The 12335-nt window shown below is 71.3% G+C and carries 10 protein-coding genes and 1 pseudogene; 3 read left to right on the plus strand and 8 right to left on the minus strand.

The annotated features are described in order from the left end of the window. Nucleotides 1–2: 2 nt before the first annotated feature. Nucleotides 3–1598: a xylulokinase gene (locus tag ACX1D3_RS16485; protein WP_458994884.1), complete on the minus strand. Its 1596-nt coding sequence runs from the start codon at nt 1596–1598 to the stop codon at nt 3–5. A gap of 195 nt (nt 1599–1793) precedes the next feature. On the opposite strand from ACX1D3_RS16485, the gene ACX1D3_RS16490 reads away from it, so the two are divergent. Beyond that, complete coding sequence (locus tag ACX1D3_RS16490) at nt 1794–3137, plus strand: UDP-glucose dehydrogenase family protein (RefSeq protein ID WP_458994885.1); 1344 nt, start codon at nt 1794–1796, stop codon at nt 3135–3137. Nucleotides 3138–3158: 21 nt separating this feature from the next. Here the strand turns inward: ACX1D3_RS16490 and ACX1D3_RS16495 are convergent, their stop codons facing one another. The 4 genes from ACX1D3_RS16495 to ACX1D3_RS16510 all read right to left on the minus strand — a co-directional run bounded on the left by ACX1D3_RS16495 (nt 3159) and on the right by ACX1D3_RS16510 (nt 7412). Next, nucleotides 3159–3884 (minus strand): L-ribulose-5-phosphate 4-epimerase, encoded by a 726-nt coding sequence (locus ACX1D3_RS16495; RefSeq protein ID WP_458994886.1) that lies wholly within the window; start codon nt 3882–3884, stop codon nt 3159–3161. Nucleotides 3885–3974: 90 nt separating this feature from the next. Next, a complete protein-coding gene (locus ACX1D3_RS16500) occupies nt 3975–4640 on the minus strand; it encodes a SanA/YdcF family protein (RefSeq protein WP_458994887.1) in 666 nt (221 codons plus the stop codon). A gap of 7 nt (nt 4641–4647) precedes the next feature. Further along, entirely contained in the window at nt 4648–6321 is a 1674-nt protein-coding gene (gene pgi / locus ACX1D3_RS16505; protein ID WP_458994888.1) for a glucose-6-phosphate isomerase, read from the minus strand. Between the two features lie 20 nt (nt 6322–6341). Beyond that, nucleotides 6342–7412, minus strand: a complete 1071-nt coding sequence (locus tag ACX1D3_RS16510; protein ID WP_458994889.1) for a VldE C-terminal domain-containing protein — start codon at nt 7410–7412, stop codon at nt 6342–6344. 168 nt (nt 7413–7580) lie between these two features. On the opposite strand from ACX1D3_RS16510, the gene ACX1D3_RS16515 reads away from it, so the two are divergent. Continuing rightward, nucleotides 7581–8783 carry a transthyretin-like family protein gene (locus ACX1D3_RS16515; protein WP_458994890.1) on the plus strand — a complete coding sequence of 401 codons (1203 nt, stop codon included), beginning with the start codon at nt 7581–7583 and terminating at the stop codon, nt 8781–8783. 6 nt (nt 8784–8789) lie between these two features. Here the strand turns inward: ACX1D3_RS16515 and ACX1D3_RS16520 are convergent, their stop codons facing one another. After that, complete coding sequence (locus ACX1D3_RS16520; protein ID WP_458994891.1) at nt 8790–9398, minus strand: beta/alpha barrel domain-containing protein; 609 nt, start codon at nt 9396–9398, stop codon at nt 8790–8792. 90 nt (nt 9399–9488) lie between these two features. On the opposite strand from ACX1D3_RS16520, the gene ACX1D3_RS16525 reads away from it, so the two are divergent. Continuing rightward, nucleotides 9489–10856, plus strand: coding sequence for an MFS transporter (locus ACX1D3_RS16525; RefSeq protein ID WP_458994892.1), 1368 nt, complete (start codon nt 9489–9491; stop codon nt 10854–10856). A gap of 45 nt (nt 10857–10901) precedes the next feature. Here ACX1D3_RS16525 and ACX1D3_RS16530 read toward each other — a convergent pair. Beyond that, nucleotides 10902–11249: pseudogene (locus tag ACX1D3_RS16530) on the minus strand (VanZ family protein); the annotation flags it as partial. A 26-nt stretch (nt 11250–11275) separates the two neighbouring features. Next, entirely contained in the window at nt 11276–12334 is a 1059-nt protein-coding gene (locus tag ACX1D3_RS16535) for an LCP family protein (protein ID WP_458994893.1), read from the minus strand. Nucleotide 12335: the final 1 nt, after the last annotated feature.

The following is a 12335-nucleotide window of genomic DNA, read 5'->3' on the forward strand; positions in this document are numbered from 1 at the left end:
GATCAGTGCAGCGTGTCCACCGCGGCGCGTTCGATGGGCAGCCCGGCGCGGTAGCGATCCATGAAGCGGTCGAAGCCCTCCACGTCCGCCCGGACCGGATCGACGGTGTCGATCGCCGCCCCACCGAACACCGACGACGCCAGCCACCCGGCAAGCGACGGCTCGCCCGAACGCAGGAACGAAGCCAGCAGCGCCATGCCCCAGGCGCCGCCCTCCCCCGCGATCTCGCCCACCGACACCGGCGTGTTCATCGCGGCGGCCAGGAACCGCTGCGCCACACCCTTGGTCTTGAACAGGCCACCGTGGGCGAACATCGAGTCCAGCTCGACGCCCTCGTCCTTGAGCAGGATGTCCATGCCCACGCGCAGCGCGCCCAGCGCCGCGTACAGGTGGGTGCGCATGAAGTTGGCAAGGGTGAACGAGCTGTGCGGGGTCCGCACGAACATCGGACGGCCCGCCTCGAGGCCGACGACGTGCTCGCCCGCCAGGTAGTTGTAGGCCAGCATGCCCCCACCGTCGGCGTCCCCGTCCAGGGCGGCCGTGTAAAGCGTCTGGAACAGGGCGTTGGTGTCCACCTGGGCCCCCAGGGCCGCCGCCGCCTCGCCGAACAGCCCCACCCACGCCTGCAGATCCACCGCGCCGTTGTTGCAGTGCGCCATGGCCACCAGGTCCCCCGCCGGGGTGGTGACCAGGTCGATCTCCTCATGCAAAGCCTTCAGCGGGCCCTCCAGCACCACCATCGCGAAGATGCTCGTGCCCGCCGACACGTTGGCGGTGCGGCGCGCCACCGCGTTGGTGGCCACCATGCCGGTGCCCGCGTCGCCCTCGGCCGGCGCGAACGGAACACCCGCGCGGAGACGGCCCGACGGGTCGAGCAGGCGCGCCCCGTCCTCGGTGAGCGAGCCGGCCTGCTGACCGGCGGGAAGCACCTTGGGAAGAATGTCGGCCAGCGTCCACCCGTAGCCCCGGTCCGCCAGCAGCGCGTCGAACTGGGCGAGCATCCCTTGGTCGAACTGGCCCGTGGCGGTGTCGATCGGGAACATGCCGCTGGCGTCGCCGACGCCCAGGGACCGCTCGCCGGTGAGCCGCCAGTGCACATAGCCGGCCAGCGTGGTCAGGTAGTCGATCCGGCCCACATGCGCCTCACCACCCAAAACCGCCTGATACAGATGCGCGATGCTCCAGCGCTGCGGGATGTTGTACTGGAACAGCTTGGTCAGCGCGTGGGCCGACTCACCGGTGGTGGTGTTCTGCCACGTGCGGAACGGCACCAGCAGGGCGCCGGCCTCGTCGAACGCCATGTAGCCGTGCATCATGGCCGAGAAGCCCATCGAGCCGACGGTCTCCAGCTGCACCCCATGGGTGGCCTCGACGGCGGCCGCGAGGTCCGCGTACGCGGCCTGGAGGCCGGACCACACGGCGTCGACGTCGTAGGTCCAGAACCCGCCCTCGAGCTTCGACTTCCACTCGTGGCCGCCGGTGGCCAGCGGCTGGTGATCCGGCCCGATCAGGACCGCCTTGATGCGGGTCGAGCCGAGCTCGATGCCCAGCGACGTGTTGCCAGCGACGATGGTGTCGCGCGCGGTCACGTTTTCCACGATGTAAACCTCCGTTGTTGTACCCCACCCCCATCTTTGCCTGCCCGGGGCCGCCACGCCACGGCGGGTCCGAATTCGGTGGGGAGAGGGGAGGTCTGGATAGCTTGACGTCCATATCCAGATGGAGGGGCGTCAGATCGCCCGATCCGGTGCGCCGCAGCCAGGACATGGTTGATCAGTGGTTTCCTGGGAGCCATGCGAATCTCTGTGATCGGATGTGGCTACCTCGGGGCCGTGCACGCCGCCTGCATGGCGGAGCTCGGCCACGATGTCGTCGGCCTGGACGTCGACGAGGCGAAGGTGGCCCTGCTGGCGCAGGGGAAGCCCTCCTTCCACGAGCCGGACTTCCCCGCACTCCTCGCCCGCCACGTCCGGTCCGGGAAGCTCCGTTTCACCACCGATCCTGCAGAGATCCGCGACGCCGAGATCCACTTCATCGGGGTCGGCACGCCCCAGCTCAAGGGCCGGCTCGGCGCAGACATGACCTACGTGCGGGCCGCCGTCGCGACCATCATCGAGCACGCGCAGGTGGCCCCCGGCGGGCGGCCGGTGCTGGTGGCGGGCAAGTCGACCGTCCCCGTCGGCACCGCGCAGGAGATCGAGCAGGCGCTGGCGGCCTCGGGCAAGGACCTCCTGCTGGCGTGGAACCCCGAGTTCCTGCGCGAGGGCTACGCGGTGGCCGACACCCTGCACCCCGACCGCCTGGTCTACGGGCTCCCGGACGACCTGGCACGCGGCGCCGTCGCGAAGGAGATGCTCGACGAGTGCTACGCCGTCCCGCTGGGCGAGGGCACTCCGCTGGTGGTGGCGAACTACCCGACGGCGGAGCTGGTGAAGGTGGCCGCCAACTCGTTCCTGGCCACCAAGATCTCGTTCATCAACGCCATGGCCGAGCTGTGCGACGCGACGGGCGGCGACGTGACCAGGCTGGCCGAGGCCATCGGCTACGACGACCGGATCGGAAAGAAGTTCCTGCAGGCCGGCATCGGGTTCGGCGGCGGCTGCCTGCCCAAGGACATCCGGGCGTTCATGGCCCGCGCCGGGGAGCTGGGGGTCGACGAGGCCCTCACGTTCCTGCGCGAGGTGGACGCCATCAACCGTCGACGCCGCGACCACGCCGTCTCCCTGGCGGAGGAGGCCGTCGGCGGGCGCCTGGCCGGGAAGAAGGTGGCGGTGCTCGGCATCACGTTCAAGCCCGACACCGACGACCTGCGCGACTCCCCCGCTCTCGACATCGCCGGCCGGCTGTGGTCCAGGGGGGCCGAGCTCGCCGTCGTCGACCCCGCGGCCGGGGATCTGCTGCGCGAGCGGCAGGCGGAGCTCAACGTGAGCGACACCGTCGAGGAGGCCGTGCGCGACGCCCACGTGGTGATGGTGCTCACGCAGTGGCGGGAGTTCGTGGAGCTCGACCCGGCGGAGCTGGTGTCTCTGCCGGCCGCCGCCAACGTGATCGACGGCCGCAACGTGCTCAACCCGCGCCGGTGGAGCGACGCGGGTTGGCGCTACTTCGGGATGGGGCGCGGCGTCTCCCTCTGGTGAGCGCCGCCCGGCCCAGCCGGGTCAGCCCTTGGGCTGGCCGTAGACGTTCTGGTAGCGGTCGAAGAGCGAGTCGATCTTCTCCTGCGGGATGGGGATGAGCTCGCCCAGCTGCTTGGCGATGTGCACCGTCCGCGCAACCTCCTCGCACATCACCGCGGCCTTGACGGCGTCGCGCGCGTCCTTGCCGATGGTGAACGGACCGTGGTTCTGCATCAGCACGGCGCGGCTGCGGGAGTCCTTGAGCGTCTCGACGATGCCCTGGCCGATCGAGTCGTCACCGATGAGCGCGAACGGGCCGACGGGGATGTCGCCGCCGAACTCGTCGGCCATCATGGTGAGCACGCAGGGCACCGACTCGCCGCGGGCTGCCCACGCCGTCGCGTAGGTGGAGTGGGTGTGCACCACGCCGCCGATGTGCTCCATGTTGCGGTAGACGTAGGCGTGCGCGGCGGTGTCGCTCGAGGGCTGCAGGGTGTCCGGGGTGCCGTCGTCGATCTTGACCCCGTCGAGGGTGCACACCACCATCGTGTCCGCGGACAGGTCGTCGTAGGAGACGCCCGAGGGCTTGATCACGAACAGCTCCTCGCCGATCCGGTCCGCGCAGCGGATGCGCTGGCTGACGTTGCCGGCGGTCCAGACCACCAGCTCCCAGCGCGGCAGCTCGGCGTGCAGCGTGGCGACGACCTCGCGGGTGCGGGCGACCTCCTCCTGGACGTCGGCAGGCAGGTCGGTGAGGGTGAGCGTCACATTTCCTCCATCGTTGAAAGTCAGGTCGATCCTAAGCCAGATGCGCACCGCGCGGGCCGGCACCCCGGCCTTCGGACGCCGGCGCCGGCCTCACGCCTCGACGGCGCGCTCCAGCGACGGATCCGGCGGGTCCGCCTGCGGCTCCCGCTGGGACGCGACGTCCCACTCCATCTTCAGGTTGGCGGCCCACTCGCGGCCCGCCCCCTTGATCCAGTTGAGCGGGAAGCGGCCCCGCATGGACGTGTCGCCCACGCCCACCGCGTCCACCCCCACCATCGAGCAGACCGTGATCGCCCTGCCGAGGTGGTAGTCCTGCGTGATCACCGTGAGCTCCCGCACGCCGTAGACGTCGCGGGCGCGCACACAGGAGTCGTAGGTGTCGAAGCCGGCCGGGTCCGCCACGATCTTGTCCGCGGGGACGCCGCGCTCGACGAGGTAGTCGCGCATCACGTCGGTCTCGTGGTTGGCGCGGGCCAGGCCGTCACCGCTGACCAGGATGGCCTTGATCCGGCCCTGCTCGAAGAGATCCAACGCCAGGTCGAGGCGGGCCGCCAGGAAGGCCGAGGGCCTGCCCCGGTCCGCCTTGGCCCCCAGCACCATGCCCACGTCGCGGGCAGGAACCGTCTCCACGTCGTGAACGCGGCCCGACGACGCCCACGCCACGCGGGCGCCGCTGGCGGCCACCGGGACCAGCCCGACGATCATCAGCACGCCGAGGATCAGCGCGGCACGGCCCCCGCGGCCACGACCATCCATCGGCGCGTCAGAGGCGATGGTCGCGGTACCAGCGCACCAGCGACTGGGTGGACGGGTCCTGGGCGGCCAGCGCCGTGGCGTCGCCCAGCACGGCGGGCGCGATCTCCATGGCGAGCTTCTTGCCAAGCTCCACGCCCCACTGGTCGAACGAGTCGATGCCCCAGACGATGCCCTGCACGAACGTGATGTGCTCGTACAGCGCGATGAGCTGGCCCACCACCGACGGCGTGAGCGCGGGCGCCATGATCGACGTGGTGGGCTTGTTGCCCGCGAAGACCCGGGCCGGGACGATCGCCTCGGCCGTGCCCTCCGCGCGCACCTCGTCGGCCGTCTTGCCGAACGCCAGCGCGGCGGTCTGCGCGAAGAAGTTGGCGAGGAAGAGGCCGTGGACGTCCGTGTCGCCGTCGAGGGTGGGGTGCGCCGGGTTGGCGACCGCGATGAAGTCCGCCGGGATGAGGCGGGTGCCCTGGTGGATCAGCTGGTAGAACGCGTGCTGGCCGTTGGTGCCGGGCTCACCCCAGAAGATCTCCCCCGTGTCGGTGGTGACGGGCGTGCCGTCCCAGCGCACGGACTTGCCGTTGGACTCCATGGTGAGCTGCTGCAGGTACGCCGCGAAGCGGTGCAGGTACTGCGCGTAGGGCAGCACCGCGTGGCTGTGGGCGTCCCAGAAGTTGACGTACCAGACGTTCATCAGGCCCATGAGCAGCGGCACGTTGCGCTCGGGGATCTCGGTGCGGAAGTGCGTGTCGACGGCGTGGAAGCCGGCGAGGAAGTCGCGGAAGCCGTCGGGGCCGATGGCGATCGCGACGGGCAGGCCGACGGCGGAGTCCACGGAGTAGCGGCCGCCCACCCAGTCCCAGAAGCCGAACGCGTTGGCCGGGTCGATCCCGAAGTCCGCCACCTTGTCCAGCGCGGTGGACACGGCGACGAAATGCTTCGCGATGGCGCCGCGGCGGGCCTCCTCGGTGTCGTCGATGACGCCGGCGTCGGCCAGCTGGGCGAGGAACCAGTCGCGCGCCATGCGGGCGTTGGTGAGGGTCTCGAGCGTGGTGAACGTCTTCGACGCGACGATGAACAGCGTGGTGGTGGGGTCCAGGCCCGCGACCTTCTCGGCGCAGTCGTTGGGGTCGATGTTGGAGATGAACCGGCAGGTCAGGCCGTCCTGCTTGTAGGGCAGCAGCGCCTCGTAGACCATGACGGGCCCGAGGTCCGAGCCGCCGATGCCGATGTTGACCACCGTCTCGATCCGCTTGCCGGTGACGCCGGTCCACTCGCCCGAGCGCACCTGGTCCGCGAACGCGTACATCCGGTCCAGCACCTCGTGGACGTCCGCCACCACATCCTGTCCGTCGACGACCAGCTCGGCGTCGCGGGGCAGGCGCAGGGCGGTGTGCAGCACGGAGCGGTTCTCGGTGACGTTGATGCGCTCCCCGTCGAACATGGCGTCGCGGCGGCCCGCGAGGTTGATCTCCTCGGCCAGTCGCACCAGCGCGGCCACGACGTCCTCGTTGATGAGGTTCTTGGACAGGTCGACGCGCAGGTCGGCCATGTCGAAGGTGAGCTCCTGCGCTCGTTGTGGGTCCGCCTCGAACCAACCGCGGAGGTCCGGCACGATGGCGTCGCGCAGGATGCGGAGGTCTGTCCAGGCTTCGGTGGTGGTGGCGTCAACCGGAGTGATCATGCCCCCAGCCTAAGGCAGGGTCAGCCGACGCTGATGTGAACGTGGTCGTAGTGGTTCGCGCTGACGCTGCCGCGGTCCTCCATGCCCCGCCAGCCGTCGCCGGAGCGCTGCGCGGTCCAGATCTGCTGCGAGTAGAGCACCTCGATGATGCCGAGGGCCGATGCGTTGGCGCGGGCCCAGCGGGCGATCTCCCAGCCGGCCTCACCGGAGACCATGACGTCGATCGCCTGGCCGGAGCTGTGGTACGAACCGCCGCCGGCCCGATAGCCGCCGTAGCTGGTGACCGACGGGAACTCGGCGCAGACCGCCCGCAGCACCGCCCGGGTGCGCGAGGTGAGGCCGGACTCGATGCCGGACGCCGCCGCGCAGGCCTCCGACGAGAAGCCCGACGAGCTGCTGCCGGACCCGGACGAGGTGGCCGTCTTCGCCAACGCGACCACCGGCTTGTCCGCAGTGAGGAAGCTCTCCTTGATCCAGCCCGACTTGTCGGACAGGACCACCTGGCGCCAGCCGTCGACGGCCCACTCGGTGATCTCGAGCGCCTTGGCCTCGGCCAGAGTGGTGCGGGCCTCGTAGCCGACGCCGGGGCCGACGCGCACGTTGACGGGGTCGGTGGTGTAGCGGGTGCCGGCCGTGGCGCTGAGCGCCGTGTAGTCCACCGGCGCCGGGGCGGGCTCGGCGGCGACCGTGGTGGCCGGCGTGGCAGCCGGGCTGGCCGTGACACTCGGGGCCGCGGACGGGGACGCGCTGGCCGACGGCGATGCAGACGCCGACGGGGACGCGCTGGCCGTCGGGAGCGCGGAGCTGCTGGTCGCGGCCGGGGAGAGGGAGGGGCGGGCGAAGTTGCGCGACACCCCGAACGGGCTCGACGCGGCCATGCTCGGATCGGTGTGCTCCAACCCCGCCTCCGTGCCGGGCAGCACGGTCGCGGCGGCCGCGAGGCCCACCACCGCGAGCAGGGTCACGGGGGCGAGGATGTGGCGCACGGTGGCCCCCCGACGTGACGGCACGCCGCGGCGTGCGGACGCCACCTGGGCCTCGGCCACGTCGCCGTCGTCAGCGAATCCGGCGGCGCGTCGCGCTCCTGCCATCCCACACCTCTTTCCTGAGAACCTTGAGAATTCTTAAGGCCAGTCTCAGAATACGTGTTTCCGGCCCAGATGCAACCCGTCGGTTCGGCTCCGCTCGGCCCGCCCCCTCTCAGAAACCGCTCAGTGTGGGCTACGCTTCGCTCCACTGATGCAGGAATGGAATCGTCGATGCTCCCCACCGCCGTGCGCACAGCCCTCGCCGCGACCCTCGTGGCAGCCCTGGCGCTGATCGCAGCACCGGCCCATGCGGCCCCCTCCACGCTGAAGGCCGCCTTCGACTACGACGGCAGCGAGGTCCGGATCTCGGGGACCCTCACCTCGGACGGGGACCCGGTCAAGCGTGAGAAGGTGGTCGCCTCGCTCGACGGCCGCGAGATGGACTCGGACAAGACCGATGGCGACGGCGAGTTCAGCATGTCGTTCGACATCCCGTCAGACCTGCCGGCGGGCAAGCACGTGGTGGCCGTCGAGTTCGGCGGGTCGCGCGGCGCGGACCCGGCGAGCGCCCAGACCACCATCACCGTCGGCTCCACGCCGCCCCCCACCGACGGCGGCGACAACGGCGGCGATGACAACGGCGGGGGCAACGACAACGGCGGCTCCGACACCGCCGCACCCTCGAAGCCCGCCCCCGACGAGGACAACGAGCCGGCGCAGCCCACCGCGCTCACGCTCACGGCGGAGGCTCCGGCCACCGCCGTCAACGGATCGCTGGTGCGGATCCTGGGCCGCCTGACCGGCCCGTCCGGCGACGGCGTGGGCAACGCGGGGATCACCGTCTCGGACGCAGGCGGCGAGGTGGAGGAGTCGTTCACCGTCACCACGTCGTCGGGCGCCTACGAGGCTCTCTACGCCGTGCCGGAGGCGCAACCCGCCGGCACCCTCACCCTGACGTTGTCCTTCGCCGGGACCTCCGGCCTCAAGCCCGCCAGCGCGCAGGTCAGCATCGCCGTCGAGCACACCGTCGTGCCCACGGCCACGCCCAGCCCCACCCCCACCGCGACACCCACGCCCAGCGCGACCCTCACTCCCACCGCCTCGGCCTCGCCCAGCGCCGAAGCCGGGACCACCCCCGCCACGCCGCCGGAGGATCTCACCGGCCCCGTCTCCTGGTTCCTCCTGACGTCCGTGGTGGTGGGAGGCTCGGCGCTGCTGGCGACGGCGTTCCTGGTGTTCCGCAGCACCAGGGGATCGCGCCTGCTGCCCGAGGAAGCGGGAGGCATCGCGTTCCTCGACGACGACAATGCCACGGACGCCGACGGCGTCAGCCAGACCGAGGTGCTCGACGGCATGCTCGGTGGTGCGGTCGTGGAGGACGAGCCCACACGTCCCATCCGGCCCGCCCGCGCCATGCCGGACGACGAGGCCTGACGGACACTACCCGGCGGTCATCGCCTTCTCGACGGTGCGGAACGAGCCGCAGCGGTCCCGCAACAGCGACAACGACCCTCCCGTCACCGCGTCCCCCAGCAGCGCCGAGTCCACGCACACCGCGGGCGCGCCAGCCTTGTTCCACTCGCCCGCCGCGTAGGCGCCCAGCCCGCCGAGGGGGACCACCCGGTCCGCCAGCCCCAGCTCGGCGAGGCGCGGCGCCATGGCGTGTCCGATGACGTCCGCCGGGTACAGCAGGGCCCCGGTGGCCGAGGTCTCGAGGACGGCCCGCACCTCCGTCGGGGTCATCGCGCCCAGGTAGCAGGGCAGGTCCAGCGCGGCGGCGGCCTCGGCGAGCCGGGCGGAGGCCACGTCGCACAGCGCGAACCGGGCGCCGGCCGCCGACGCGGCCACCAGCTGGTCCACAGCCGAGACCCTCAGCACGCCCAGCGTGGCGCGAGACCCGAAGATGGCGGCGATCTCGCCGTAGGCGGGCGCCGACGCAGGCAGCGCGAAGGTCGAGAAGCCCTCCTCGATCAGCACCTCGACCACGGCGACGAGGTCGTCGGCGGGGGCGTCGGGCAGGCACACGATGAGGCCGGTGAGGGAGGGCATGGCGCCCATTCTGCCGCACCGGGCGGACCGGGCGACGGCGCCCGGGGGCGGTGACCCACGCAGAGCCCTCAGCCTCCCTAGACTGCCAGCATGTCTGGTCTCATGACGCGCTCGCAGCGCCTCGACGAGCTGCCCTACACGCGGAAGCACAACAAGCTCCTGTTCGGCTCGGGCGTCGGCTGGGCCCTCGACGCCATGGACATCGGGCTCATCTCGTTCATCATGGCCGCGCTGGCGAAGGAATGGGGCCTCACCGGCGGCGAGCTGTCGCTGCTGGGCTCGGTGGGGTTCGTCGGCATGGCCTTCGGCGCCTCCCTCGGAGGGCTGCTGGCGGACCGGATCGGCCGCCGCCAGGTGTTCGCGCTCACGCTGTTGGTCTACGGCCTCGCGACGGGGCTCTCCGCGCTGTCCACCGGGCTGGCGATGCTGATCGTCTTCCGGTTCATCGTCGGCCTGGGGCTGGGAGCCGAGCTGCCCGTGGCCTCCACGCTGGTGAGCGAGTTCGCGCCACGCAGGATCCGTGGCCGCGTCGTCGTGGCGCTCGAGTCCTTCTGGGCGGTGGGTTGGCTGGCGGCCGCCACGGTCGGATTCTTCGTGGTGCCCAACCAGAACGGCTGGCGGTGGGCGCTGGCGCTCGGCGCCGTCCCCGCGGCGTACTCGCTGATCGTGCGGTTCGGGCTGCCGGAGTCCGTCCGGTTCCTCGAGGGCAAGGGCCGGCACGCGCAGGCGGAGGCCATCGTCCGGGACTTCGAGCGGGAGGCGGGCGTCACGGTCGAAGAGGAGAGGAAGGCGCCGGACTCCGCCCCCGCCCCGGCGGCGACGGACACCCGCCGCGAGCTATGGAGCAGCCGCTTCAGGCGCCGCACGGTGGCGCTGTGGCTCACCTGGTTCGGCATCAACTTCGCCTACTACGGCGCCTTCATCTGGCTGCCCACCCTCCTCTACGAGGGCGGCATGACGCTGGTGCGCTCGTTCGAGTTCACCCTCTACATGACACTGGCGCAGCTGCCCGGCTACGCGCTGGCCGCGGTGCTGGTGGAGGTGTGGGGCCGTCGGCCCACGCTCGTGACGTTCCTCGGCGGCTCGGTGGTGGGCGCCGTCGCCTTCGGGATGGCCCCTGATGTCGCGGCCGCGGTGGCCCCCGGCTCCGAGAGCGCCCTGTACGCGATCACGCTCGGCGCCGGCTGCGTCCTGTCGTTCTTCAACCTCGGCGCCTGGGGCGCGCTCTACGCCATCACCCCCGAGGTATACCCGACGGCGATGCGCGCCTCAGGGGCCGGTGCGGCGACGGCGTTCGGCCGGATCGCGGCGATGCTCGCGCCCCTACTGGTCCCGTGGATCGTGGCCGGCGCCGGCCGTTCCACCCTCTTCCTGCTGTTCGGGGTCATGTTCGGCATGGCCATGGTGGCCGCCTGGTTCCTCCCCGAGTACACCGACAGGGCCCTCGACGAGACCTGACCGGGCGGCGAGGGCCCGATTGAGCCATGCCCCTGCCAGCGCGCCGACGGCGGCACCGAGAGTGTTGAACGCCAGGTCGTAGCCGTTGGCGTCGCGGGCGGTGAAGTACTGGACCGTCTCGATCGCCGCCGAGGTGGCCGCCCCCGCCGCCGTCCACACCCACCACCGCACCCGCGGCAGCCACAGGCTGGCCAGCAGGGTCGACGGGAGCAGCATGAGGAGGTTGAGCACGCCGTCGGTCTGCTCGGGGGTGGCCCTGACGCCGAGCGCCTCGGCCCGGCTCCAGATGGCCACAACCAGCCTGTTCACCGTCCAGCCGTCAGCCACGAACACCAGCCAGGCGATGGGCGCGGCGAGTGCGACGAGGAGCGCGAAGGCCCACCACCGGACCATCCTGTGGCCCGTCACTGCGGCAGTGCCTATCCGTCCTCGCCGAGGTGCGCCGCGTGGTACTCGTGCATCCCGTCCTCGGCGAGCGCGCGCGACAACTCGGCCAGGCCCTCGGTGTCCACCACCACCACCGACTGGCTGCCCACCATCCCCGTGCCCTTGTCCGGCGCCTGCAGCATGCCGATCGACCCGGTTCCCGTCAGCCGCATCGAGAGCGCCAGCTCGGTGACGAACTGGTTGGTCATCGCCTCGTCGACGCTCACCGTGTCCGCGAGCTTGCCCACCACCTCGGAGAAGGTGACCGGGTTGGCCAGCGTGGCGGGCGTCATGATCTTGCGGATGATCTCCTTGACCACCGTGCGCTGGCGGTAGGCGCGGTCGAGGTCCCCGTTGGGGAGCTGGTAGCGCTCGCGCACGTACTGCAGCGCCCGTTCACCTTCGAGGTGGATCAGGCCCTCCTCGAAGCGCATCCCGGCGTTCTGCTCGGTGGCCCAGGGGTTGTAGACGTCGATGCCGCCGACGGCGTCGGTGAGCTGGATGAAGCCCTCGAAGTCGATCAGCACCGTGTGGTCCATCCGGACGCCCGTGAGCTGCTCGAGGGTGCGCACGGTCAGCTGGGGGCCGCCGAAGGCGTAGGCCCAGTTCAGCTTGCCCTTCCCATGGCCCGGGATGTCCACCCACATGTCGCGGGGGAAGGAGATGAGGTACACGCCCTGGCGGTCGCCCGTGACGTGGGCGATCATCAGCGAATCGCTGCGGCCGTCCTCCACGTCACCCCGGGAGTCGCTGCCCATGAGCACGAAGTTGATCGGGGCCGCGGTCTCGGGGGCGCCGGGCGTGGTGGCAGGGGCGGGGACGGCGGCGTCCGGCCTGCCCTCGTAGTCCTGCGGGGTGAGTTGCTCCTCGCGGGAGATCGAATCGAGCGCCGACAGGCTCCGCGCGGCGTAGTAACCGCCGACGGCAAGCGCCAGCACCAGCACGCCCACGCACGCCATCAGGAGGACGAACAGCGGTCCGCGGCGCTGCTTCCGCCGGGGGGTGGCGTCGTCGTCCAGGACGTCCAGGCCCTCGTCCGCTGCTCTCTTCATG

It is taken from the genome of Tessaracoccus yangjingae, from assembly GCF_054483935.1.